A 25,640-nucleotide genomic window follows, 5' to 3' on the forward strand; every position below is an offset into this window, starting at 1 on the left:
GGTGAACAGCTTGGAACTAAAAATTTCTCAAGATTTATTCAGCCACGCTAATGTAAGCGTAGTCGAACAAATTTATTACGACGAATCAGAAACAGAACGTTATCTGAGCACTTTTTTGGCTTTAAAAGAAAATGGGTATATTATTGCAGAGTCTTTTAATGATCGCACCTGGATTATGCCATGCCCAATAAAGGCAAACGATTTTCGACTGGCATTTGATATAGAACTTTTCGAGGAATTAAACCAAGCCATTAAGGCCTTTATCACGTTCCGTAGATCAACAGGAGTTAGCCCTCATAAGTGTTACGATGAACTCCAACTCCTCAAAAAGACGATTAGGGTATCGAACGGCTTTAAAAAAACCGACAGGCTGAAACAGACGATGTTATCAATGTCGGAGCCGCGTTCTTATAACCTTTCAAACGTGTTAAAGAACTTTATCAGTTTTTTCCCTTGCGATCAGGAAAATCAGATATTAAGTATTTGCAACACCGTACCCTTTTCAAAATCAAGCAGCCGGGATTTGCCGCATTTTAACGACGTACTGGCATTCAACGATATCTTAAACGACTTTTTTCAGACCAAGCCAATTGAACAGACCCTAAAATTCGTGCCAATTATGATCTGGTGGCTTGTTTCGAATATTATACCTATGCGACCAACAGAGTTCCTTTTAATGAAGATGAATTGCTTGGAACCAAGACCAGACGGAACTATTTGGCTTAAAGTACCAAGGATCAAGGATCATAATGATACACCCAAAAAAGAAATTCATTATGATTTAATCCAAATTGATCGTCAAACGTACCAGATTATCTCTTCCTATAAATTTAAGTTAGAGGAATTGGGAATTGAAGATGAATACCTTTTTCCACGGGATTTTTATCAAATGTTCCGAAAAAGACCCAAAAGTCAAGCGTTTAATAGGATGACTCTCTACAATTTTGATTTTTTACTGCTAGAGTTTTATACCGAGGTAATTGAAGGCATATATTCGGAAAACAACCTTGAGAGAATTAAGCCAGGTGATACCAGGCACTTCGCAATTATCAATATGTTTTTACAGGGCTTTAACATGCTTTCCATTGCAAGAATGGCAGGACATGATGTAATAGCCACACAGGAAAATTACTACTCTCATGCGGAACATTTTTCCCAATCATATGTCTATATCCTGGCTCAGCACATTCTGGAAGAAAAAATTTCTAATGAAATTCCCGAGGGGTTTATCGGATGGAGAAGGGATGTTTACAATAGAGGAAAAATTTACAATGATAAGGATGCCTCTAAAATGTTAAAAGTGGATTACGGTTTTTGCAAGGAGAAAATTGAAATCTTCCCTAACTCATGCGTCGAGGATTGCAGGATGTGCAACAACTATATCTTTAAGCCGGATATCGATAAATACGAACAAGGAATACAATGGTTACAAGACTTCTCCACCTTCCTAAATCAACGCATGAATGAAATCCTTCTAATTATGAGGGAACAATGCAGTTCATCACTCCTATCTAAACACCCTGGTTCAGAGGAATTATTAAAAACAAATTCAAAGAATCTGGTCAAATACATGAATCAAAAAGCAATGGTTGATTCAAGACTGATGGAGGAGGACAGGTATGACTAAAGAAAGGGTTGGACAGGCTGGCAAAGGTAGACCTTCCAACTATAGTGATGAGCAACTTAAAGAAATGGCGTTACAGATTAAAAATAAAATCAAGGGGCAAAAACTAACATATCTTTTCTTAGAAAAGGAAACCGGAATTGGCAGAAATACGTGGAGTAGGCGTATACCCGAAACAATCGATGAATTAAATAAACCAATCTCAAGGTCTATTGGATTTACAGATAATGATGATGTATATTTCCCAAATATTGAACAAATATTTGAAGTGTACAAAAATGACAAGAACAAAATAATTCACGAGCTGCATTTTATCGAGACGACCTTCATTGAACTTTATAATGAGGCAAAGAATTTGAAAGAGGAGCTCAATCGAAGAAAAGGTGAAAATGAGGAGTTAAGGCTTAGAAACGACGAGATACGGCTTTTACGGGAGCAGGTAAAACATTATGAACAATTGTACAATGAACAAATGGTTTCAAGCGCATTCCCTCACCTACACTCTCAAAGCCAGCTTAAAGATAATTTAATTATATTTGACAGTAATAACAGGAAACATACGACTCTTGAAAATATGGAATCTTTATTCGAAACCAAAGGCTCTAATCCTGCGGAGAAAAATTCTAACCTTTCAAATATAGAAAACAGGTTTGGTAACATTTTCAAGAAGGACCTTTAGGTCCTTAATTCTTGTTAGGCGAAGCAACCAAAACTCAGAAAAAGGTACCTAGGTACTAATAACGGGTTCCATTCTTAGGTTCAAAAGTCAAAATCGCATTGAATTTCTCAAAGGTTTTCGCTCAGATAATTAAGGCTAAAAGAGCTAAAAACACCTTGTTCAGCTAAGAGCAAAAAACATGAAAAGAGGGCGGTGACTATGAAGTCATCGCCTTCTTTCACTGGAGCGTAGGCCCAATCCTTACATCGAGTTATAAGAATAACTGGAAGTCAAAGTTTTAAAGATACGTTCAGAATTTGGGTCTTTAGCGAATGTAATTCTGCAAGTAATTCCTATCGCGCTAAGTAATTTAAAAATCGCCTGAGGTCCTCTTGTGTTGCGTTTTCCATCTTTTTTTGCGGTTACATAAAGTCCGAAATTTGTTGTTAAAAAATCAATACTAGATCCCTTAACCCATACACCATCTTCTTTTAAAAATCCATCTATATCTAACACTATATGAACAACGCTATACGTGCGAGTTGCATCCTGTGCAAAAAACCACAGATTAACTGTGAGATGCTAATAGCAATGTTTAGATTAGTCGAGTAACTTTATTTGATGTATTTGAGATGTGATTGTCCACTAATCAACGACCAATCTTAATTCATCCATCACTTATTTGTTCACATTCGTCATTGTTTGGAGATCAAGCTGATAATTGATCTGTAATTCCATATTCCCCCATTTCCTTAACCACTCTTCGTCCTTGATTGGTTGCGAGAAGGGGGTAAGCGAGTGTGTCCCCACTTGTAAAGGATCAACTTTCCACTGTTGCATTTTCTGTAGTAACGCAGTTGTTTGTTTTTCCAAATAGGATTTGATCTCTTGATTAAGGTCCTCTAATTCGTCACTATCGACTATATTTTTATCCCCCCGGTACTCCTCGATTCTGCCAACCAAATTCACCTTAATTGAAATTGACGAGTAGTCTGGAGCTAATTTTATAATAACCTTTGAACGAATCTGACCTAAAGAGACGGCTAAGGACGGAATCGGTAAGAGTTTGAGGTAATAATCGTTATTAAGGAGTTGGAGAATTTGATCATTCATGTCGCTGATGGTTGCAACTAATTTGTCATCCTTGAAAAAGGCAGTTCCATTGTAGATGAAATTTTCTTTGTTAACTTTAAAAACAGGCAGTATGGGATCTGAAAATGGAGAGTACAACCGTTTCAAGAATTGATGCAAATTAATTACAGTGATATCCCCTTGATTTTTTGTTTCATAATGTTTAAGCATGCGATAAAGAAAATAATCTAGGTTTTCTTGTTTATCTACTTGATTTCTGATGTAATCATCAAAATTTCCTTTGATGACCACGAGATAGAGCCGTTGGGAGATATCGGGATCTGTGAGAAGGGTGTCGATAAGGGGAAGAATCCCTTTTTTGGCAAGCTCTTCGCTGATAAACAACATTCTGAGTTGTCCTGATTTCAATTCGCGATAATAAACTAAATTAAAGTCCTTTCTTCCCTGTTTTAATAGATTAACTTGAAGGGTGAGCATACTTTTCTTCTCATTGATCAATGGCGGCACCAATGTGCTTATTTTCAATTTACCTGACTCACCTTCTTGGATAGACCAGAAAATAACAGGAGCGATTTCTTCGACCGTATTGTTCTCCACAAAAAAAGAAGAACATCCGCTCAAAAAGACGATATTTATTATTATCATCAATAAAACTACTCGTTTTATATGCGTCATACTTTGAAACGCCCCTTCAGTTTAGTGGCTACCAGAAGGAAGGCCGGAACTAAAAGGTAGGTGAATGCTCCTACTCCAATCTGAAGGTTCAGCCAAATGTTCTGTTCTTCGCCGGATTTCCAGAACCACTCATTGATTACGAGGATACTTACAAGAATTATTATAAAACTTGCCGCAAAACCCATTCGTGTGGTCTGTCGCACCCCTTTTCCCAAGAGGATTCGGATAGCCCCATAAAACAATAAAATGAAAATTGAGTTAACAAATACAAGGACAAACAGATGGACCGAGATCAAAACTATATCAATTCGTTCATAGGCAGGAAATTGCAGGTACCGAACCATATCAAGTACAGGATACTTCGTTTTGTCTAAGTAATTGGAACCAAAAAATAATAGCGATGATATAAATAAGACTAGATATTCTAAGACTGAGATCGTATTGCCGATCGTCAAGTATTTTAGCATCTTTTGCTTTGGCCTTAGCCAAGGAGTCAAACATACCAAAAATTCAACTCCTGACAGTGAGGACCAAACCAATAACAACCCTTTCCAAGAAATTGCCGACCATTCCGGCGGCATCAAAGGATATAAATCATGCATAGAAGCAATCGGCGGAAAGAAAAATGAATAATATATGATCACCATCCAAATTGTACTTAGAAATGCGATCACAACAAAACGTATGGTATTCTCCATCCCTTGAGAGGCTAGGTAAAAGCAGACTATAAAGATGGAAAGAATTAACCAATTGGAAGTCATCGAGGGAAATATATATTGGTGCGCGATTTCCACAAATCCCAGTGTCATTACAGTTATTCTGAGCAAGATTAGAAACAAACCAAGAAAAGCAAATACTCTAACCGTCCTTTCACCTAATAGCTGCACGAATCCTTGATAACCCTGCACTGAAAAATCAGATGAAAACCACTTGGATAACAGCATCAAATTAACTTGCGACAAGATTCCTACGGCCATAATCCCCATAATCATATAAGGATGAACTAAATGCCTCGGCATGATTATAAAATAGTAAAGCATTTGCATTCGATTGACCATCAACATGAAATAAACGCCGCTAAAGGGAGACGATTTTTCAAATAACGAAGGTGAGGGCAAGTGATCATCTCCTTCGGCTGGATCGCCATTTCTGCAGGGGATATAAAGAAACAGGACGCGTCTTGATCCACTGCAAGGGTGCGCGAATAAAAAGATCCTTCCAATCGCTCATATGTAAAGGAGCAATTGGGGCAAAGTAAGGCTGTTTCAGTGATGTAAGCCCATTCAAATGAACGAGAACTATAATGAACCCAAGTGCCATACCAAATATTCCAAGAATTGACGAAAGTAGCATAAAAGCAAATAAAAGTAGCCTGTTAGCTTTGACCATCAGATAATTGGGAACTAAAAACGAAGCAATTGTGGAAATACCTACTGTGACAATTAACACTTTACTTGCAAATCCGGCTTCAACAGAAGCCTGCCCAATGACAATCCCGCCAATTACTCCTAAAGTTTGTCCAGTCTTCGTAGGCATTCGAAGACTGGCTTCAATTATGATTTCGATTATGATTAACATTAGAAATGCTTCCCAAAATGGGGTAAAAGGCAATTTGCTTCTGGATTCTAATAAAACGAATAGCACTTGAAGGGGAAACATCTGATAATGATGTGTGTTTATAGCGACATAGAGAGGGATCATGGTCAGCGAAAGAAAAAAGCTTACAAAGCGAACGCCACGCAAAAAACTTCCAATCAGCCATCGATGGATATAATCGTCGGGAGAGATAAAGAGATCAAAAAATGTGATAGGGGCAATTAATGCAAATGGAGTATTGCCAACCAAAATCGTGAGTTTTCCGGCGCCCAAAGCATAAACACATGAGTCCGGACGGTCTGTCTGTTGGAATTGGGGGAAGATACTATGAACGTGATCCTCCATAAACGCGGCAACTTGAGATGAATCTAAAAACAAATCATAATCAATAGTAAGAATTTTACTTTTCGCAATGGTAATTAATTCAGGATTAGTCAATCCCTCAATGTACATAAGTACAATCGGTGTTCTAGTTAGAGAACCGACTGTGAACTTTTCCGTTTTGAGTTTCGTCAGTGGTAGCCGCCTTCGAATCAGTGTAACATTTTGTTCTATTTGTTCACTAAAGCTATCTTTTGGACCGAATAAAATGGTTTCCGTTTCAGAGGATTCAATGGAACGGCTTAATGGATTTTCTAGTTTAATGGCCAACCATTGGTCCTCACTACGATCACGAAGAAGTATCGCCCCCTCCATCAGTTGCCTCTGAGCCTCATCTAAGTCATTGACTTTCGATGCTTTACAAACGTTTATACATTCGTGAATAGGGGCTGGAGAATGATGGATCAACGGTTCAATAATTTCATCATTCAAACGTTCTTGATTAATCAACGTTCTTATATACAGAAGTGTAACCTTATGGTCTGGATTAATTTGACGTTCAATGATTTCTGCATCATCCATGTTCACCACAATGTTTTTCAGAGTATCTAGTGTTAAAGTTGTATTTTCAACTTCCTTGTTAGGGTCATTTTGTTTCCGGTCGCTTCCACTTTTCCTCTTTTTCCAAAACATAAGCGGTCAACACCTTAGATTAATAATTTAGCGATAAAGGTAAAATATAGAATTTTATTATTCGCATTTATTATGATTAGTTCCGCTTCATTTTATACTGGACAAGAAATTCAAAAAAGGCCCTGAAAGATACAATAGCCTAATTAAATGATACCTGCATAAATTTATTTGGAGGAGATCGCTGAGGAATTGAAAAGAATTTCGGTGATTGCGTCTTTACCCCGACAGGGATGTTCGCTAAACTCCCATTTAGTGAACTTCCAGTTATCCTACTAATGCGAAAACTAGTTTCCACAATTAAATCTGGCAACGATTATCTAATTATACAAAACGATAAAGTCTTCTGATTATCTCATTAATAGATTAGGAGATTTACGCCTCTGTAGTATCAGTTTGCCGATTCAAGCATGGTTTAGAGATTATAGATAGAAATTTTCGTACTTGTCGTTTTTCTTTTTTAATCCTGTCTGTTTTATATCGCCATTCGAGGATGAATTAGCATTCAGATATTTTTCCCAATGTCTAGGACGAAATAGTGTCTCAGGGCAAAGTCGAACGTTCATCTTGGGATCATCTAGCCACACAGAAACCATATTGTCAATAATCCGAATGAACTCGTCTAGCTTTTTACCTTCCTCAAGCATTTTGTCTATTGCAGTTAATGACTCTTTAGTATCTAGCCCGAAATTCTTACCTGTCATTTTGTTTAGATGGGCTATAATTAGTCGTCTCTCTTCCGAGTGGTCAATATCCGAAAGAATTTTCTTCTTTCTGCCTCGTCTTAAAGGGCTTTGAGTATGTTCGTTCTCACCATAAAACTTTGAGAAAAGGTTAATTCCATCTTGATGCTTCTGATGCTCTTGAGAGGTGCTAAAAGACTCTACAGCAATATTATTTACAGGTTGTTGACATGAGGGATTCTGTTCATTTTTCACAGCATCAAGAGACCGTACTTTAATAGTCTTAGCTTTCTTACAAACGCCAGAAACCAAAATCTCGTCCCCACTTAGCAGATTACGTAAGACCTGAACTCTGTTAATACCTAAGCCAGCGGCCAAATCGTTAAAACGCTCTTCAAAAACCTTGTTCAACCTGATAGTGATTATGGAAGGTGTCCCTTCTTTGGCTCCAAATACATCTTCTATAGTTATTTGTTGTAAGGTTTTGGCCTTTTCTTCTATCATGTCAATAAGAATAGTATCGTTAGATAATAAATTCCGAATCACCTGGGTTCTATTGAGTCCAAGACGTGCTGCCAATGAATCAAAACGTTGTACGTAGTCAGCATTAAATCTAAATTGAATCATTCCTGCCAAAACAAGCACTCCCTTCGCACTACACAAAAAATACCCTGTACATACAGGGTACATATATAAACACTAATTGGCAATATCAAAATCAGCGCGAAGCCTATTATTATTTTATGAATTTGCACAAAAATACCTTTCCTAATCCATCATTTATGTACAAGAAAGCAATTATGTACACTCGGTAAACATCACATCAACGCATATAAAATGGCAATAGGGATTGAATTATAATTATTGTACACCTTTTTTTATGGAGATACCTTTAACTCGCTAAGCCACTCGTCTCTATCAAAAGGTTCTTCTGTTTTTTGTAGCAGCATCGGACTAACATACATAAACCCCACCTCTTCTAAAGTCTAAAATGGAAAATTTCCACAGTTAGGCGAGAAGTTATAGGATAATATAATGTTCCGGTGTATCAAAATGTTTTAAGTAAATAATAATCGTAAAATTAGTTAATGAACTTCTTGAAGAAATAACGCCATCTCTTACAGGGAGTCATCTACATTTGCGCATTGTAAAAGGAGAGCTCCTGCTCTCCTTTTACCTTCCTCCAAAACTTAGCTGTCAAAGGAGGTCCTTCAACTAAAACAAAGGACATTTTTATGTGAATTGCATGAAAAGATTTAAAATAGCTTTTGACTTATTATACTATTTTGTGACAAAAAGTACATTGGTAAATACTTGAATCCACTTGAATACAAAAAATCCCCGTCGCCGCGGATGAGGAGTTATGTGGGGATATAACATACTGCTTTGGCCAAATGTCCGGAGTTGGTGATCATTCCACCAAATTATGGATTATGTATGCAGTGTAGTAAAGTTTCTGGCAATATCCTCCGTGAGTATTCTCCCCTAGTTGAACAATATAGCATTGATGAGTATTTCATGGATTTTTCAAATATGGAACGTCTTTTTAAAGATCCAGTTGAGGTCGCCCATATGCTAAAGGACCGAATTAAAAACGAGTTAGGGTTCACGGTTAATATTGGAGTTTCTACGAATAGAATTCTTGCTAAGATGGCTTCTGAACTTCAAAAACCCGACAAGGTTCATACAATTTTTTCGGAAGAAATCGCAAAGAAAATGTGGGTTCTACCTATTGAAGAATTGTCTATGGTTGGTCGTACAACGTCAAAGAAGTTAAGAAGCAGAGCTATGGAAAGGAAATAATATCCCTCCCCCGCACTAAGCGAGAGAGGGATTCATTATCTAAGTTCCAATCGACCACAGATAGCTATTGTATAATTGGATGAACATCCCTATTTGAGCTACCATCAATATAATGAGGACTTTCTACCATTATGGCATTCATATTATTGGCCATAGCACGTTTTTCGTTAAAGATGGATTTATCCCCAACATTAACAATAACCGAAGCAGAGACTAAACCTGTAAGTATATTGGTCAAGGCATATGATAGGTTGCTGGTTCCATCTTTGGGAGCAACTTTATTATTTTCAAAACCACTTAACAATGCATTTACGGTAGCCCCAAAGGCTGACCCTAAAACGGCGCCTTTCAAAGGCCACTTATTTAAACTAACTTTAGTAAAAGCCCATACCATGAATATCCCGTTCATAACGTTTAAGCCAAACGTCATCCACGCCCCAAGTAATTGCCCATCCCACTTTTTAGCCTGTCTGCGACTATTAACCCAAACCCCGGCAGCTGTAGTCCAGTATGATCGTTTAGAAAATCCCTTTTTGGTAGACGTATAATCGAAAACAGATTGGATAATAAAGGATATACTACCAGCTAGAATGCCTAATAGCATACGGTCTTTAGTTCTAGGAATTTTCATGATTTATAATTCTCCTTTTACAGATTTCTAAAATTAGTCTTCCTTAAAATTCTTTATTATTACCATGTAAAATCATCCATTATGTTTATGATTTATTTTCAATTTGTGTTTTGGAAAATCCATTACCTGGCCAGAGTTGCCAAAAAGCTTATCTAGAAGAGCGGCTAAGGTGACAATAGAAAGAATAACAATCTTTCTAATGCCGCCCCAAAACATAACTTCGGAATTTCAGAATCTAGGGCATAATAAAAACGCCCTTATTCAGGGCGTTGGTTGCGCATAATTGGTCTTTAGCGAAGAATGGTCCAGTTAAAGTCCGATAAAAAGGATTACATTAAATCGGTTTTTTCGGTTTACGCAGTTTTTTGTAAATTTCGACAGACCATCTAACGTATAATAAGCTCATCATCATCATTGAATTTATCACAAAGGAGAATGAAAAAATGGCTCGAGTAAAGATTTTAATCGCAGATGATAATCACAGTATTTGCAAAATGCTCCAAATCCATATTTCAAGCCAAGCTGACCTAAGTGTCGTAGGGGTAGCTCATAATGGTTTGGAAGCATGGGAACTAATTCAAACACAAGAACCCGATATAGTAATTTTGGATTTAGTAATGCCTAATTTAGACGGATTAGGCGTTTTAGAGAAGCTTAATGCCCAAATGTCAATGAAACAGCCAAAGGTTATTATTCTTACAGCGTTTGGACAGGAGTCTCTAACACACCAAGCAATGGCTTTAGGAGTGGACTATTTTATTTTAAAACCCTTTGACCTTGAATTGCTTTCCAGGCGAATTCGCTCCTTAGCAGAAGATACAACTTCCTTTAAATCCTCATCTAAAAGCCCAAGATCTTTATGTGATGAAGCAAAAATCCCTAAGCGGATCGACGTTGAAATAACAAATATCATGCACAAAATAGGGGTACCTGCACATGTTAAAGGCTATCAGTACATACGAGATGCGATTTCAATGGTCGTAGAAGATATGTCTTTATTAGGGGCTGTTACCAAAGAGTTGTATCCTAACATTGCTAAGATTCATAATACTGCAGCTTCCCGAGTAGAACGCGGAATTAGACATGCCATTGAACTCGCTTGGAATCGTGGACAAAAAGATTCTTTAAAGAAATTTTTTGGTTATACAATGAATATAGGGCGTCAAAAACCAACCAATTCAGAATTTATAGCTGTTTTAGCAGACCGGTTAAGAATAATGAACTCGGCAAGTTAAGCCTAATTAAGCGCAATATCTAAAATGATAATGATAGTAAAAAAGTAGGAGGCCTTTTTGAATAAAATCCAACTTTTTGCTTTTCTTTATGACAATTAATTATATCGACTTAAAGCTTCTTGCACAAAGTTATCTTTATTAACCCTGTATGAACTTGTTCTTGTTGGGTTGATACCTGATTAAATTCTTGTACGTTTATTGTTTTCTTACCTCCCGTTGAATTTGGCAGGCACTTTTATTAGCTTATCCTTCAGGAGGTTATTTTATTGGCTTTCTTTAATTTTCCAATAACTTGTTAAAAATCAGACGTGCATAACAAAGAACGCCCTTCGGTTAAGGCGTTCATTGCACATAATTCTTCAACTACGCAGTTAGAACTCACAGCATTAAGATAATTCGCATTTCGCGGATACAGATTCCGCTGTTTCGGATCCAGTTCCCCTATTTTCGGAAACGCTTTGTTCGATTTCTTGGCACGCGTTGTTGTTGTTATCTATAGAAGGTGAAGGTATGCATGCGAGAAACCTCGCGCACTTGCGCGCACATGCGAGAAAATATCAACAGGCGGAGCAGGGAAACGCGAATCGTCTTTTATTCTTTTCTCACGTCGTCTATGAGTTTGGTACTTGAACCATTTATCTGGATTTATTGCCATGTACATTTTGCCATCAAAGCTATAAAGAGCTATCAAATGGTCTGATCTTGATTGAACAGTCTTAAAGCGGTCAATATCCATGGCCAAAGAAGCGCTGCCGTTGGATCAATCTCAGCAACTTCATAAAGATCTTCATCTATGTGATATCGCTTGTGATATAAACCTTCCTGCCCACTTACTCACCCTCTCAATTAAAACAATGACATACGCATCTCTATCAATCAGTTTCAAGAATCACCTTGGAATTTTTGGGGAAAGATTAACTCATCTTTATTTGCTCATCATCACAAAGGGGTTGTAAATATGTCCGGTAAACTCAAGATTGAAATTATCGATGATAAGAATGTGCTCGAAATCTTTGAATCTGAACCCGGTAAACTAACTTTTGTGATGTATCCCGATGATCCTAAGGATGACAATATTCTTGAAGTTACTACCGAGACTTCTGATTTTTCGTCGCTGCTTAAACGACTTTTAGACATTACGGACTAAAACAATGTTGCCCGTATTGCAGGTCTTCGAGCAGGCTTTTCCTCGGCGTCAGCCTAGCGAATGCGCAGGGTCGCATATCAAGCAACCAGTCATGCTCTAGGGCGTTCAACTTTATGTCATCACTGATAACACCGGCGAACGTTTTCATTTCCCTAGCCATTCAGAATTTCATCAAGCCCGCCCATTTTTGTGGGTAGTGCTTCCGCAGAATTTCTATGTTGTTCCCCTCATATGCCAGCCCCGTCTCGCAGACATAACAGCCGTTGCGCTCAAAGAGTTTATTGCCATCTAAATATTACACATCAGAGCAGGCCCACGCCGTTATCAACAATATAAGACTACGGCTGATATTTATGATCATGTAACTAAAAAGTAATCGAGAACTTGCTAATAAATTTGATAGCTACAAACCGAAATCAGTTAAAAGCATCAATATATTTGGGGACATTTTGGGGACGTTATATTTATTTCACGGCATTTTCATTAATTTTGCATATAACAACCTGAGTGCCGATGTAGCGTGAATAGGCACAAATGGTTGTTATATATCTAAAATTCGTCATTATTTTAGATTCGCATTTTAGAGGCCAGCGGTTCGATCCCGCTTACCTCCACCATATAATTATGCAAAAAAAAGATTCCGAGGTTATGTCCTCGGAATCTTTTTTTTGCATAATTTTTAAAGCCGGGGGTCTATTTGTCCACAATCCATCGTAGTATGTTATGGGGGGATGGAATGCAGGGAGTTCAAATTGATAAAGAAATACTATATGTACAAAAGATCTATTTCTTTATGTTTCTTGCAACGTTAACCTTATTTGTTTTTACTGCTGCGATAGGGATTTTCGGAGTTAACATTGGTCTAATAGTGCTGTCAAGCGGTCTGATTATATCCTACATTGCAATGGTTAAAAAAAGATACTTTTCTCCCCCTGAGAGAAAAGTCACAGCTCAACGTATGGCACATTCCATTGCCCAAGATACAAGTCCACTGTCCTTATCTCGTTTTGCCAGTCAGCTTTATTACTATTTTCATGAGCCAACTCAGGCAATCTCACTTTTAGAAAAATTTCTTAGTTCTCAGGACCCTCTATTATGTACTACTTTGTGCGATATTCTTCTTAAAGAAGGAAGACCTATTCCCGTCCTCTATATAATTCGAGATAACCCTAATGCGCTTTTCGACCCACTGTTGTTAGCTACTCAAGGCGTTGCCCTTCTCAAAATTGGCAAGATTCCCGAAGCGATTAAACTCTTTGAACGCAGTTTACACGCTGTCAGGACAAAAGGATTTCCCAATAACGGATCCCCTTGGCTGACCCGAAAACTCCTATCCATTAGCTATATCGCCGGTGTTCATCATAATTTGGGGGATTGCTATTTTATGCTAAAAAATCTTAAAAAGGCAAAATATCATTATAAAGCAGGGAATCTTTTATTATTTGATATTTCACTTTGGCGTTATTACCCGTCACAATCTGTTTATTCTACGCAAAACTGCAATATTTCTTGTTAGTTCTTCATTCTTTCTATTTTAATTCATTTACCCAACTCCCAATTACAACAGAATTTTTAATGATATTTGTTTATAATAAAATTTGTATAAAAGGATTATGCAAATTGAGACAATACTACACTGTTTTCGAAATGGAGGGTGAAAAATGCTGTCAACTCACAGGGATGAGATTCTAGGATTTATACGAGAATTTGAATTATCTTCGCGCGAATATCTTCAAGCCAAAGGCTTAAGTGAATATGAAATGACTAATGCTTACCTAGATCTTCAGTGGGATTTTCTTCATACCATTCTCCAACAACGATCACGAGGTTGGTTCCAATCGTAATAATTTATGTTCTGCTATCAAGGAATAATGAGTTTACAAAAATCCATCGTTCAGTTGATACTGATGCGATGGATTTTTTACGTAATATGGTAATTATAGCGATTTAATTTAATTCATAATTCGTTGCAACTAAATTATTCGACTTACAGCTATTTCATCACAGTTTGGGAATTTTATACAATTTATGCATTCTCTCCAAACTTTTTGCGGCATCTGATCTTTACTTACCTCTTCATAACCACAATATTTGAAGAATTCGGGTTGATATGTGAGAGCAAATAGCCTGGAACATCCCAGGTCGCGGGCTTCCTCCTCGACTGCCTTAACAATTTTTGTGCCTATTCCCTGTCTTCTGTGATTATCGTCAACTGCCAGGGCACGTATTTCGGCTAAATCACTCCATAAAATATGAAGTGAGGCAACTCCTACTAATTGCCCATTTTCTTCAGCCAACATAAATTCTCGAATATTCTCATAGAGCATATTCCTCGATCGTGGAAGCATTAGTCCCTGCTCAGCATTATTATTAATTAACGACATCATCTCTTCCACATCGGCTATTTTCGCCTTGCGCAATTTCATGGTCCTATCTCCTTTCCTATTGCATAATTATACAACATAGGTTATATATTTTCACCTAAAAATTCTTTATCTCAAGCTCTCCTTTTTTTTACAATTTTCTACCTGAGCTTTATGATACACTATTTCAGGGTTTATTGTTAATTCCGGAAGGAGTAATGTCTGTGTTTTCCCGTAAGTACCGTACACTCCATCGCCATGGTACCTTATTAATATTGTCCCTTTTTCTGATCGTTAACGTTTTAGTTATTTCTTTTACTCACCTCAACATTATCTTTGAACTAATACTTGTTCTTCTTCCCTACATAGTTATCATAATTTGGTTTGATCTTTTATCCAGTTCTTGGGGCAAAACCTGGATCATAACCACAACTTTGCTTTTAGTTTTCTCATTAGGCTATAACAAATTTCCGTCAATTAGACTATATATTATTCATGTACTGTTTCTAATCTTATTACTGGTAACCCTGTTTTTCTTTGACCGAAGTCAGATCCGTCTCAAAACTCTCCACCAACGGCATATTAAAGCAATTCGTGTTTTACTTCATCAAAAAACCTCCATCATCCCGACCATTGACTATACGCGAGAAGCAATCATGATTCTTGATAGTTCAGGAACAATTCTCGAATCGAATGACCTTTCCTGCCATCTTTTAATGTTACCTGAATCATCACTAATTGGCCGCAGAGTTGCCGAAATATTGGGAATTTCATCAAATATTAAGTCAATGAATTCTTCCGACTACGGTGAATTCACCTGGAAGGCCTCACAAGAAGGTATAAAATATTTGCGCTATCAAACACAACCACTTCTTGATAATCATAATAAGCCCTACGGAGTACTTCTAACACTTTATGACATCAGCGAAGAAAAGAAACGCTCGGAAGCATATGTTCAATTTGCCAAGCTCTCTGTAATCAATCAGGTATCCGCTGGATTAGCTCACGAAATCCGCAATCCATTGACAACAGTCAAAGGATTTATGCAATTAATTAAACCCGAAGAATGGCCTGAATCCTTCCGCCCTTATCGAGAGCTATTCCTTGAAGAAATCCAGTCCATTGATCGGATTCTAAATAAATTTATTCTGGTTACAAACCCATCGGCTCCACATATGAGACAAATTAATCTTACCGAAACACTCAGGGCTATATTAATATTCATTGAACCTCGCAGCAAAAATAGAGGAATTTCAATTGTTTTTGATTTCAATGCAGATCCTGTCTATGTGTTGGGAGACCAAGAACAGCTCTCAGAAGCCTTCCTCTCGTTGTTAAACAATGCCATTGAAGCATCGCCTCAAGATGGAAGGGTGATCATTCGTCTAACTATTACCGACCAATACGTTCGAATCAGCTTTATCGATTATGGTCATGGTATTCCAGAAAATCTCCGTCAGCGCGTACTTGACCCCTTTTTCACAACTCAAATAGGCGGAACAGGCCTTGGACTGACAATTGCTCAGAGAATAGTCCTTGCCCATCACGGTAAGCTGCACTTTAAGGATTCCTATCAACAGGCCGGAACAGAAGTGATGATTGATTTGCCTCGCTTGGAAAATTGTACGAATTCCTTAACAGCTTGACTCATTCATTAAAAAGAGGCGCACGGTTATTTAGCTCATAAATCCCCTTTTCTTTCCAATTGTCCGGCAGCGTCCAGATGGGGAAGTCATCAATATTTTTTATCCAGCAATACCAACGTCTTAGTTCATCCTCCATTCCGGGCGTTGTTAACCAATGGATACGACCATCCCATACCAACAAATTGCCCAGTTCATCCCTGGCGTTTTCGAGTAAACTGCTGCTATCAAGTACACTGGACAAAATAATACTTTTAGAGGCTTTCATAAGCGGCTTTTCAAAAATTGGACAAACAACACTAAGCTGACCATTTCCTTGGAAGAAATACCATTGCTCTAATTCCAAGACTGAATTTTCACTGCGTTCTTTTGGCAGCCAGGGCCAGGGCCAAGGGCTTCCCCAGAGGGATTTCAAAACGCCGTCACCTTGGTGAAGCCAGAGTGAAAGCAGATCCTGTGATCGTAGTTTTCTCTCAGACTCGAGATTTTCCAAGTAATCAAGGATACTATAAATCGAGCCGCTGAATTCGCTGTTAAGAGAACCGGAGACGTCCACCCATCCTTGTTTTTGCCATTTTAAGGATAGATCTTGATCTTTAAGCCATTTAACCCTACTGCTTAATTCGAATTTTTTACCGGTTCTTCGAACTTCAGCTATTTCATAATTCCCCCAGAGAAAAGCAATATGTTGCTGCTTAAATTCCGTACGGATTCTTCGACTGCTCAACTCTGTAAAAAACTTATTGACAATCATTAATTGTTGTCGAGCTACAGGATTTAATCCCTGTCCCCATCGTTTCCAGTCTGGACGTTCTTCTCCAATTGTACACCGCAACCGGATACTCTGCCGTTCTTCCGGAATCAAGTACAAACTCGGAGTGAGTTTTTCACGCCAATAAACGGCCCGGGCGGAAATACTCCCTCCGATTTTAGTAATACTCTTCAAAAAGGCCATAGAAAAATCAGGAGCAACAAAATATATAATTGTCTTCGCCCCATTACTCAATCTATTACCCCATAACACACCTGCAAGCAGAAACTCTTCTTCGCGTGAAATTGAAGAACAGGCAACAATTCCAACTCTAAGCGTCGTCTCCCCGCCCATAAAATAGGAATATTGGGCAGGAAGACGATTTGCCTTTTTTTTGTCTTCTGTACATTCCACCCAATTTTGTGCGATAAATACTTCTGGATGAGCTTCCCAAATCATATCCCAGGTGATTTTCACAATGAACCTCCCTTAGCTTTTCTCCTTTAGCATGTTTACGCACAAAAATTGAAATTCATGACAAATTTAATGCAATACTTAACTCTTGGGGAAAGGATTCCAGTTATGGTAACCACCTTTCCAAGCCTTGATAAGTTGAATCGTTTCCTCGATCGGAAGGGCTTGGCGCACATGTCCATCTCTACCTTCCATAGTTTCCGCCAGGAATAAAGCATTCCAAATACTTTCTGCCGTTGCTTCAACAACTGCCCGGAAAAATTCATCGAGATCCCAATCCGATATAAAATTACGGTCTTCAAAGGGAGCGGTGGAAACCATTAGGCAAAAATCTCCGCTTCCAGTCATAGAAATGGACCCTGTCCGGGCCATACCCAAACTTGCTCTACATGCAAGCTGCCTCAATTGCCATCTTGTTAATGGGGCATTAGTTAAACCTATAAGAATTAAAGATCCGGGTATATATCCCTTGGCCTGAATCGTCAACAGCTCTCCTATTGGTACACCCGAAATAATCAAATCTTTTAATTGCCCAAAATTCGCCAAAGCCAATATTCCAAGGGTATAAATTCTGCCTTTGCTATTAATTATACGGGAAGAACTCCCTATTCCTCCCTTGAGTTGAAAGCAAGACATCCCTACGCCGGCTCCAATATTTCCCTGACCTATCGGCCCTCCTCCCGCACGCTGAAGCGCCAAAAGCCCGTCCCAGGGTCTAACATGTCGCCCGCGTATGTCATTCAAAAACGAATCGTCACATTCCATAACAACCACATTTGGAGTCCTGGCATCGTTTCCGATCTCTGGGTTTTGCTGCAACATATATGTAATTACCCCATGAGCAACATCACTAACACTCAAGGTATTTGTCAGCATAATAGGACAATTTAGATAGCCCATCTCTTGAATGAAGGGAACTCCCATTGATTTTCCATACCCATTGATAACTTCAATTCCAGCCCAACAGGGATGAAGATATAGATTATCCGAACGTGGAATAATTGCTGTAACACCGGTCCTTACCGGACCCTTGCCGGATGGAAGCAGCGGGCCTTCTCCTTTGACAAGGGAAACGTTACCCACTTTTACTCCCGGAACGTCGGTAATATCATTAAACGACCCTGCTGGCATCTGCCCGAGCCAGAGGCCAAGACTTCTGGGACTAAATCGTTTGCACATAAAAATCCCTCCGCTGTTACACTATGTGAAACAACGGAGGGATATGAAGAACCTCAAGCTTCTTTTTGCTCTTTTTCTAAGAGTCCATCTAAAAAAACGCTTAGGGCAGCATTGACTTCAACGTGTAAATTACTGGAACCTGAAACAAACCAACGCATGAAATGCTGAACTACCATTCCCTCAAGACTTTCTGCCAAGAAGGCCGGATCGAAATCGCGGTTTATCTCTCCATTCATTTGCCCCACATTGAGAATTGCCAGCAAAGCATAATGCAAGCTCATGTCATATTCTGCTCCGTCACGATTGCGGATCGTAACCCAAGCAATTTCGCGATCTCGCACCATAAAATCAGTCCAATCATGAAGAAGACGTTCTAAGCGTTGTCGTATATTCAGACCAGGATTGTAACGGCCAATATCGATCAGATTTTGGCAAGTACGCCTGGAAAATTCCAGTACAACTGCTTCTTTGGTCGGAAAATAGTTGTAGAACGTTCCTTTTCCAACATCCGCATGTTGAGTAATCTGTTCAATAGAGGTTGCTCCAAAGCCTTGTGATCGAAAAAGTTTCATGGCATTGGCGTAAATTTTTTCTCGCGTTTCCTTTTTCTTTCGTTCTCTGCGAGATAAATCAGCCACGATTATTCCCCCTTTCCTCCTTATATTCAGATGCGAACAGTACCTGTTGTTTATCTATTCGCCATATTCCAAATTTTTCCTCCTTCTGAAAGGCGGGATATCGGCTAAATTTAATAATTTCCTTTTCCGGAAGCTGATTCCGCTCCAAGCTTCCAAACTGTTAAGATTCTCCAAACTTCCCTCTCTATTTGAACTTCCCCCTTGGAAAATGCTTCTTCTAAAGTCCCAGGGCCTTCTGAGACGCTGAAGCAACAATTTACTCCATAATCCCCAAGAAGATCGGGATGACCTTCTACCGCACCTGAAACAACCAAGACAGGAACCTGATACTTAGCGGCTAAAGCTGCAACTCCTACAGGTACTTTTCCATAGGCCGTCTGGAAATCAGTCATTCCTTCACCTGTTAAAACCAGATCGGCATGTCTAATTTTTTCCTCAGCCTTCGCCACATCTAGAATCATTTGTGAACCCGGGCGTAATTTGGCGCCCAAAAAGCCAACAAGCCCAGCGCCTAATCCTCCCGCGGCTCCGCCTCCCGGCAATTCCAAAAGGTTTATACCGGAGAGTTTGCTTAACTTCTCTCCAAAATTCAACAAAGCAGCATCCAAAATCCTAATGTCTTCAGGTTTTGCCCCTTTTTGAGGTCCATAAACCGCGCTTGCTCCTTCAGGCCCGCAAAGGGGATTTTGCACATCACAGGCAACCTCACATTGAACCTCAGCCAGACGCGAATCAAGTTCCGAGAGATCTATGTCCTGAAGGTTTGCCAAAGCAGCCCCTCCCGGGGGCAGCTCTTCACCTTGACCGTTCAACAACTTAACCCCCAAAGCAGCAGCTAGCCCTGCCCCGCCGTCATTTGTAGCACTGCCGCCAATCCCCAGCAATATTTTTTTAACACCACGATCCAAAGCGTCCCTAATTAATTGTCCTGTTCCTTGGGTTGAGGTAATACGGGGATTTCTTTCTTCTGTGCGCAAGAGCGGCAATCCCGAAGCCGCGGCCATTTCGATAATCGCTGTCTTATCATTTTCGATAAGACCATAAGATGCTGATATTCGACGTCCAATGGGGTCTTTAACACTAACCTCCACTTTTCTGCCTTTAACGGCACTTAAAACCGCTTCAACTGTTCCTTCTCCCCCATCCGCCATGGGAATCAGATCTATTTCTGCTTCCGGAAAAACCCTTCGGGCTCCTTTCTGCATTGCAAGGGCTACCCTTATAGCATTCAAACATCCTTTAAATGAATCGGGGGCAATAACAATTCTCATTATTCTCACTCCTCATGTGCACGTTTTCCAATAATCGCTCCAACTTTAACAACCATGATAAAACTGGCAAAATCCAGAATAACCATAGGCCAATTTCCCAAAGGAATTCCATAACTATAGGCAACAACATATGATAAGGAATTAAAAATAAAGCCAGTAATATATGCGGCAGCAAGACTTTCTTGCTGCGGACGATATCCTACTAAAAAGCCAAGGGGATAAAAGATGGCGAAATTTAGAGCTAATTGAGTCAGGATACCTCCTGAAACAAAAAACTCGCTCCAAAAAAGGTAGAGCAAGCCTAATAGGAGCATGTATCTCCAGAAAGCATTATTCATATAAACCTCCGCTGCAACAGGAAAGGACTTTCCCCCTCCCCCCCATTCTTAACTGTAATTTGGTGCTTCTTTTGTAATCGTTACATCGTGGGGATGACTTTCCCGTAATCCTGCGGCGGTTATTCGTACAAATTGAGTTTGGGTCCTAAGAGCCTCAATTGTCGCAGTTCCACAATACCCCATCCCTGCACGCAAACCACCGATCATTTGGTAAATTGTTTCTGAAACAGGGCCTTTATAAGGAACTCGACCTTCAATCCCTTCCGGAACCAGTTTCTGATCTTTTTCTTGGAAATACCGATCGCGGCTTCCCTCTTTCATGGCTCCAATAGAGCCCATCCCTCGATATACTTTAAAGCTCCTGCCTTGATAGATTTCCATGTCTCCCGGGCTTTCTTCGGTCCCGGCGAAAAGACTTCCAATCATCACAATTCGAGCCCCGGCTGCTATGGCTTTAACGATATCGCCTGAGAACTTGATTCCGCCATCGGCGATTATTGGAATTCCATACTTGTCCGCTTCTTCTGCACAATTCATAACTGCCGTAATCTGGGGAACACCAATACCTGCCACCACACGAGTTGTACAAATTGATCCTGGTCCGATTCCAACTTTAACCGCATCGGCACCAGCCTTAATCAGTTCTCTGGTAGCCTCCGCTGTAGCAACGTTTCCGGCGATCAACTGGATTTCCGGAAAATGATCTTTCAAACGTTGTACTGTTTCAATAACCCCTTTGGAGTGTCCGTGAGCCGTATCGAGTACAAGAACATCGACTCCTGCCTTAACTAAAGCATCAGCTCGTTCTATAGTATCTGCAGTAACTCCTATCGCAGCTCCGACGCGCAAACGACCCCTTTCATCTTTTGTTGAGTTTGGATACTGTCTCGCCTTTTCAATATCTTTAATGGTTATTAGTCCTTTTAGAGTTCCTTCCGCGTCCACAAGGGGCAGTTTTTCTATCTTATGCTGAGCTAAAATTTCTTTCGCATGCTCCAGAGTTGTACCGACTGGTGCCGTCACCAAATTCGTCTTTGTCATAACGTCACCTATAAGGCGATCATAATTTTTCTCAAAACGCAGGTCCCGATTCGTCAATATCCCAACTAATCTCCCATCAACGGTAACCGGAACACCTGAGATCCGATAGCGTTCCATAAGTTTTAGAGCTTCCGTTATTTTATCATTTGGTTTTAAATAGATAGGATCTGTAATAACTCCATGCTCCGAACGTTTAACTTTATCAACTTCCAAGGCCTGTTGTTCGATGCTCATGTTTTTATGAATAATCCCGATACCGCCTTCTCGAGCTATAGAAATCGCCATCCGCGAATCGGTCACCGTATCCATTCCTGCACTCATTAAGGGAATATTGAGTTTGATCTTTTTTGTAAGATAAGTACTGACCTCAACGTCACGCGGAAGGACATCAGATTTTGCAGGAACAACTAGGACATCGTCAAAAGTTAGGGCTTCTTGAATAATACGATTGGACTGCATACTTAGTTTAGCTTCCTTTCTCCAACAGTTTCTAACTAGTATATCAGATATTCCGGGGATAACATAGTGTAACAATTATTTGAAGTCATTTGTCAATGGCATAGATTCATGCGACCCTTTTCATTCATCAAGGTTACCTCACAACGGTATGAATGTCTAATTACTTCATAGGTTTCCCTAATTACTAAAAATTACTCTTGAATACTTGTCAGACCGGCTCTTGATCCTTATTATGAAGAAAGGAGGAAACAGGTATGTTTTATCGTATTCGTCAATTTGTTCAAGCATTTTTCCCTCTGATACATCCTGATGAGCTGCTTTGGGCGAGACAAATATTACCCCCCCAGGCAAACTCACTTTTTCTTCAGCAATCAAAGGCCGAACAACGTCACGCCCTGACGGTAGCCCGAAGTCTTTTGCCTTATCAAACTGCCCTTTCTTCTTCCGAGTATCAGGATTTAATGACGGCAGCGCTTCTCCATGATTGTGGTAAATCTCTCGTCAAGCTCCGCTTATGGCAGCGTGTCTTCATTGTTTTAATGCAGCAAATGCCCGGATCTATCTGGAAATTTCTGAAGAAAGGGCCTTCTTTATTGGCTGCCCCTTTAAATATTGCTGACCATCACCCTCGCTGGGGAAGCAGCTTGGGTCAAACCATTGGCTTAAATTCCCGAATATGTGAGCTGATCCATGAACACCATACCCCAACTACTAAACTTGGGCGATTATTATATACTGCTGACAATGAACACTAAAAAGCACGAGTAGTTATTATTTTACTCATGCTTTTTGCACCGAGGTTTCAACTTTTTCCTTAAGTTCAACAATCTCTTTGTTTTTGGAAAATATCCATTTGGCAAATCGTTTATTGTCCCTTTGCAAACGAACATTCTCCTTCTCGAGATTATGTACGAGTGCAACCTTTTCTCGCTCGACCTTTTCTAATAAGTTCATAAGAACACGCCGGCTAACTCTTAAATGTTCAACCCGCTGTTCCAACTCTCCCACGCGAGCCCGCAATAATTGTATTTCGTCCGCAGAATCCACTGGCACCCCCCCCGACTTGTTCTCTAACTATTCTATGCCGGAGAGTAGAATTTTAACCCTGATATTTACATGAGACACTAATTACCTTTCGCTAAGACCAATATTTGTTGAATTACCTCCTCTGGCGCTCCCCAATGCCCGAGCTTTACTCCAGGCTTCCGCTCCTCACCATGGAAATCTGATCCGCCCGTCATGACTAAGTTATATTTTTCGGCTAGCGAACGATATCGAAGTTCGTCTTCTTGATTATGTTCTGAATGAGATACTTCAATTCCTTGAAGGCCAGCCTCGATCCAAGGTTTGATTCCTTCTTCAAGACGATAGATCCCTGGATGAGCAAGAACGGCAACTCCATGAGACTCTCTGATTAGTTTAATCCCCTCCTCAGGGGTTAACTTATGAAGCGGGACATAAGCCGGACCACCTTTTCCGATGTAATCGTCAAATGCTTCTTTAATACTATTGACATAACCTTGTTCTATAAGTGCCTGGGCAATATGAGGGCGACCAATTGATTCACCTTTAGCAAACTTTTGAATTTCTTTAACTTCGATCGTAATCCCTAGATGTTGAAATCGATCCAGAATTTCAAGCATTCTTTTTTTCCGGGCATCTCTCAAGCTTTTTAGCGTTTGATTCAAATCATTCGATGAGTCATCAAGTTCATATCCTAAAATATGAACTTCTTTCCCGTTCCAATCGGTATTTAATTCAATTCCTTTTAAAAGCTGAATTTGGCAGACGTTTGCTGCTTCTTCCGCCTCTCTCCAGCCCTGAATAGTATCATGGTCCGTAATGCCAATCCCTTTTAACCCTAATACTGCTGCAGTACGAACAAGTTCATTAGGTGTTAACAGTCCATCCGACGCCGTTGTATGGCAGTGTAAATCAACTTCGCAGAGTCCCATTGCTTGGTCCAATACTTCTACTACCCCTTTTCTTAATAGTCTATAATTATTTTAGCACGTCTGATAATACTCGCATAAAGTTCCGACCTGCGATCTGTTCGATTTCTTTTGCTGAGAAACCAGCTTTTGTTAGATCATCCAGGAGGTAAGAGAAGTCGCTTACGTTTTCCAGGCCATCTGGAGTTTCATCAATGCCATCGAAATCTGATCCAAACCCAACCGTTTCAACTCCGGCTACTTCGGCGATATAGGATATATGCCGAACAACATCTTTGCGAGTGACAGGACCGCTCTCTTTTAAAAATCCAGGATAAAAATTCACTCCCACAATGCCTTTATTCTTTGCCAAAGCTCGTAATTGATCGTCAGTTAAATTTCGAGGATTAGGGCAAAGGGAATAGGCACAAGAGTGGGTTGCAGCTATAGGGTATGTTGTTCGCTCTAAAACATGCCAAAACCCGTTTTCATTCAAATGAGAAACATCAATCAGCATTCCTAATTGATTCATTCGCTTAACAGCTTCCTGCCCCAGCTTCGTCAGCCTGCTTTTAGTCTCATGTTCCCAGACACCGTCCCCAAGAGCGTTTCGATGGTTCCAGGTTAGGCCAAGTGATCTGACCCCAAGCCGATAAATTATATCTAGCATAAATAAATTTTCACCGATTATTTCCCCGCCTTCAACACTTAACAAAACTCCTATCTTCGTCGGATCTGGAATTCGGCTCAAGTCCGATTTTGTTTCAAGCAAAAACAGCTGATCGGAATTTTCTTCTACAAAATCGTGAATGGTTTCTATGAGTTCTAGTCCACGTATCGTTGCCATAAACGGTTTAAACTTAGTTTCAATAAAGGCTGCCATGAACTGAAGAGAGATATCAGAGCTTTTTGCTCTTGGAATATCCCATTGTCCCCCCTCATTAGGTATAGACAACGTCCTCCCTTGGTTACTCAAGTAACCAATACTGTCGCAATGTCCGTCAACAATAAAACACTTATTCAATCTCAACACACCCCTTCAGATTAAAAATTTACATAAATAAACACCTGTTTGCTTGTACTCACAAACAGGTGCTTGTAATTAACCTAGCGCGGCTGAACAATCAACTTAATGGCTGTTCTTTCTTCCCCATCGATAACAACATCTGTAAAAGCCGGAATACAAACAAGATCGACTCCACCGGGTGCTACAAAACCACGTGCAATGGCCACAGCCTTTACCGCTTGGTTCAAAGCCCCTGCCCCAATGGCTTGCAGCTCAGCTCCGCCACTTTCGCGCAAAACCCCAGCAAGTGCTCCAGCTACGGCATTGGGACTTGATTTTGCTGAAACTTTTAATACATCCATAATTCATCCTCCTGCTCGAATTCTTTTTA

General features: G+C 39.8%; 26 protein-coding genes and 1 pseudogene. 9 read left to right on the forward strand and 18 right to left on the reverse strand.

Annotated features, from left to right (window positions below):
* Position 1 precedes the first annotated feature (1 nt).
* Entirely contained in the window at positions 2-1,627 is a 1,626-nt protein-coding gene (locus tag ACPUYX_RS13055; RefSeq protein ID WP_426380129.1) for a hypothetical protein, read from the forward strand.
* On the forward strand, positions 1,620-2,303 hold the full coding sequence (locus ACPUYX_RS13060) for a hypothetical protein (protein WP_007787647.1): 684 nt from the start codon (positions 1,620-1,622) through the stop codon (positions 2,301-2,303). The genes ACPUYX_RS13055 and ACPUYX_RS13060 overlap by 8 nt, the downstream gene beginning before the upstream one ends.
* 240 nt (positions 2,304-2,543) lie before the next feature.
* On the opposite strand, the gene ACPUYX_RS13065 is transcribed toward ACPUYX_RS13060, so the two are convergent.
* The 5 genes from ACPUYX_RS13065 to ACPUYX_RS13085 form a co-directional block, all read right to left on the reverse strand.
* Complete coding sequence (locus ACPUYX_RS13065) at positions 2,544-2,798, reverse strand: hypothetical protein (RefSeq protein WP_042339194.1); 255 nt, start codon at positions 2,796-2,798, stop codon at positions 2,544-2,546.
* A 162-nt stretch (positions 2,799-2,960) separates the two neighbouring features.
* The gene (locus tag ACPUYX_RS13070; RefSeq protein WP_007787646.1) at positions 2,961-4,049 is read right to left on the reverse strand and encodes a Ger(x)C family spore germination protein; all 1,089 of its coding nucleotides are present in this window, start codon (positions 4,047-4,049) and stop codon (positions 2,961-2,963) included.
* Positions 4,046-5,167, reverse strand: coding sequence for a GerAB/ArcD/ProY family transporter (locus tag ACPUYX_RS13075; RefSeq protein ID WP_007787645.1), 1,122 nt, complete (start codon positions 5,165-5,167; stop codon positions 4,046-4,048). Before ACPUYX_RS13075 ends, ACPUYX_RS13070 begins: the two co-directional genes overlap by 4 nt.
* 4 nt (positions 5,168-5,171) lie before the next feature.
* The gene (locus ACPUYX_RS13080) at positions 5,172-6,659 is read right to left on the reverse strand and encodes a spore germination protein (protein WP_007787644.1); all 1,488 of its coding nucleotides are present in this window, start codon (positions 6,657-6,659) and stop codon (positions 5,172-5,174) included.
* A gap of 419 nt (positions 6,660-7,078) precedes the next feature.
* Complete coding sequence (locus ACPUYX_RS13085) at positions 7,079-7,966, reverse strand: conserved phage C-terminal domain-containing protein (protein ID WP_242833726.1); 888 nt, start codon at positions 7,964-7,966, stop codon at positions 7,079-7,081.
* Between the two features lie 750 nt (positions 7,967-8,716).
* Here ACPUYX_RS13085 and ACPUYX_RS13090 point away from each other — a divergent pair.
* Positions 8,717-9,124: pseudogene (locus ACPUYX_RS13090) on the forward strand (DNA polymerase Y family protein); the annotation flags it as partial.
* 82 nt (positions 9,125-9,206) lie between these two features.
* Here the strand turns inward: ACPUYX_RS13090 and ACPUYX_RS13095 are convergent.
* A complete protein-coding gene (locus tag ACPUYX_RS13095; protein ID WP_426380080.1) occupies positions 9,207-9,773 on the reverse strand; it encodes a hypothetical protein in 567 nt (188 codons plus the stop codon).
* Positions 9,774-9,845: 72 nt separating this feature from the next.
* Positions 9,846-9,989 carry a hypothetical protein gene (locus ACPUYX_RS13100; protein ID WP_426380081.1) on the reverse strand — a complete coding sequence of 48 codons (144 nt, stop codon included), beginning with the start codon at positions 9,987-9,989 and terminating at the stop codon, positions 9,846-9,848.
* A gap of 227 nt (positions 9,990-10,216) precedes the next feature.
* Here ACPUYX_RS13100 and spo0A point away from each other — a divergent pair, with 227 nt between their 5' ends.
* The 4 genes from spo0A to ACPUYX_RS13120 all read left to right on the forward strand — a co-directional run bounded on the left by spo0A (position 10,217) and on the right by ACPUYX_RS13120 (position 13,999).
* Positions 10,217-11,008, forward strand: a complete 792-nt coding sequence (gene spo0A / locus ACPUYX_RS13105) for a sporulation transcription factor Spo0A (RefSeq protein ID WP_426380082.1) — start codon at positions 10,217-10,219, stop codon at positions 11,006-11,008.
* Positions 11,009-11,966: 958 nt separating this feature from the next.
* A complete protein-coding gene (locus ACPUYX_RS13110; RefSeq protein WP_426380083.1) occupies positions 11,967-12,155 on the forward strand; it encodes a hypothetical protein in 189 nt (62 codons plus the stop codon).
* Between the two features lie 736 nt (positions 12,156-12,891).
* Entirely contained in the window at positions 12,892-13,671 is a 780-nt protein-coding gene (locus ACPUYX_RS13115) for a tetratricopeptide repeat protein (RefSeq protein WP_426380084.1), read from the forward strand.
* A 145-nt stretch (positions 13,672-13,816) separates the two neighbouring features.
* Entirely contained in the window at positions 13,817-13,999 is a 183-nt protein-coding gene (locus ACPUYX_RS13120; RefSeq protein ID WP_088225341.1) for a hypothetical protein, read from the forward strand.
* A 129-nt stretch (positions 14,000-14,128) separates the two neighbouring features.
* On the opposite strand, the gene ACPUYX_RS13125 is transcribed toward ACPUYX_RS13120, so the two are convergent.
* Complete coding sequence (locus tag ACPUYX_RS13125) at positions 14,129-14,581, reverse strand: N-acetyltransferase (protein ID WP_426380085.1); 453 nt, start codon at positions 14,579-14,581, stop codon at positions 14,129-14,131.
* 155 nt (positions 14,582-14,736) lie between these two features.
* Here ACPUYX_RS13125 and ACPUYX_RS13130 point away from each other — a divergent pair, with 155 nt between their 5' ends.
* Positions 14,737-16,164 (forward strand): two-component system sensor histidine kinase NtrB, encoded by a 1,428-nt coding sequence (locus tag ACPUYX_RS13130; RefSeq protein WP_426380086.1) that lies wholly within the window; start codon positions 14,737-14,739, stop codon positions 16,162-16,164.
* Between the two features lies 1 nt (position 16,165).
* On the opposite strand, the gene ACPUYX_RS13135 is transcribed toward ACPUYX_RS13130, so the two are convergent.
* The 6 genes from ACPUYX_RS13135 to guaB all read right to left on the reverse strand — a co-directional run bounded on the left by ACPUYX_RS13135 (position 16,166) and on the right by guaB (position 22,312).
* Positions 16,166-17,389, reverse strand: a complete 1,224-nt coding sequence (locus tag ACPUYX_RS13135) for a hypothetical protein (protein ID WP_426380087.1) — start codon at positions 17,387-17,389, stop codon at positions 16,166-16,168.
* A gap of 78 nt (positions 17,390-17,467) precedes the next feature.
* The gene (locus ACPUYX_RS13140; RefSeq protein ID WP_426380088.1) at positions 17,468-18,565 is read right to left on the reverse strand and encodes a P1 family peptidase; all 1,098 of its coding nucleotides are present in this window, start codon (positions 18,563-18,565) and stop codon (positions 17,468-17,470) included.
* A 53-nt stretch (positions 18,566-18,618) separates the two neighbouring features.
* On the reverse strand, positions 18,619-19,203 hold the full coding sequence (locus tag ACPUYX_RS13145; protein WP_426380089.1) for a TetR/AcrR family transcriptional regulator: 585 nt from the start codon (positions 19,201-19,203) through the stop codon (positions 18,619-18,621).
* 110 nt (positions 19,204-19,313) lie between these two features.
* Entirely contained in the window at positions 19,314-20,474 is a 1,161-nt protein-coding gene (locus tag ACPUYX_RS13150) for a glycerate kinase (protein WP_426380090.1), read from the reverse strand.
* A gap of 5 nt (positions 20,475-20,479) precedes the next feature.
* Positions 20,480-20,812 (reverse strand): hypothetical protein, encoded by a 333-nt coding sequence (locus ACPUYX_RS13155; RefSeq protein WP_426380091.1) that lies wholly within the window; start codon positions 20,810-20,812, stop codon positions 20,480-20,482.
* Between the two features lie 48 nt (positions 20,813-20,860).
* Complete coding sequence (guaB, locus tag ACPUYX_RS13160) at positions 20,861-22,312, reverse strand: IMP dehydrogenase (protein WP_426380092.1); 1,452 nt, start codon at positions 22,310-22,312, stop codon at positions 20,861-20,863.
* A 254-nt stretch (positions 22,313-22,566) separates the two neighbouring features.
* Between guaB and ACPUYX_RS13165 the strand changes: the two genes are divergently transcribed.
* Complete coding sequence (locus ACPUYX_RS13165) at positions 22,567-23,067, forward strand: phosphohydrolase (protein ID WP_426380093.1); 501 nt, start codon at positions 22,567-22,569, stop codon at positions 23,065-23,067.
* A gap of 25 nt (positions 23,068-23,092) precedes the next feature.
* Here the strand turns inward: ACPUYX_RS13165 and ACPUYX_RS13170 are convergent, their stop codons facing one another.
* The 4 genes from ACPUYX_RS13170 to ACPUYX_RS13185 all read right to left on the reverse strand — a co-directional run bounded on the left by ACPUYX_RS13170 (position 23,093) and on the right by ACPUYX_RS13185 (position 25,611).
* The gene (locus ACPUYX_RS13170) at positions 23,093-23,359 is read right to left on the reverse strand and encodes a translation initiation factor 2 (protein WP_088225349.1); all 267 of its coding nucleotides are present in this window, start codon (positions 23,357-23,359) and stop codon (positions 23,093-23,095) included.
* A gap of 77 nt (positions 23,360-23,436) precedes the next feature.
* Positions 23,437-24,267, reverse strand: a complete 831-nt coding sequence (locus tag ACPUYX_RS13175) for a PHP domain-containing protein (protein ID WP_426380130.1) — start codon at positions 24,265-24,267, stop codon at positions 23,437-23,439.
* 46 nt (positions 24,268-24,313) lie between these two features.
* Positions 24,314-25,267, reverse strand: a complete 954-nt coding sequence (locus ACPUYX_RS13180; protein WP_426380094.1) for a dipeptidase — start codon at positions 25,265-25,267, stop codon at positions 24,314-24,316.
* Positions 25,268-25,350: 83 nt separating this feature from the next.
* On the reverse strand, positions 25,351-25,611 hold the full coding sequence (locus ACPUYX_RS13185; RefSeq protein ID WP_047808313.1) for a stage V sporulation protein S: 261 nt from the start codon (positions 25,609-25,611) through the stop codon (positions 25,351-25,353).
* Positions 25,612-25,640: the final 29 nt, after the last annotated feature.

This window comes from Desulfosporosinus sp. SYSU MS00001 (assembly GCF_049943955.1).
GTDB lineage: Bacteria > Bacillota > Desulfitobacteriia > Desulfitobacteriales > Desulfitobacteriaceae > Desulfosporosinus.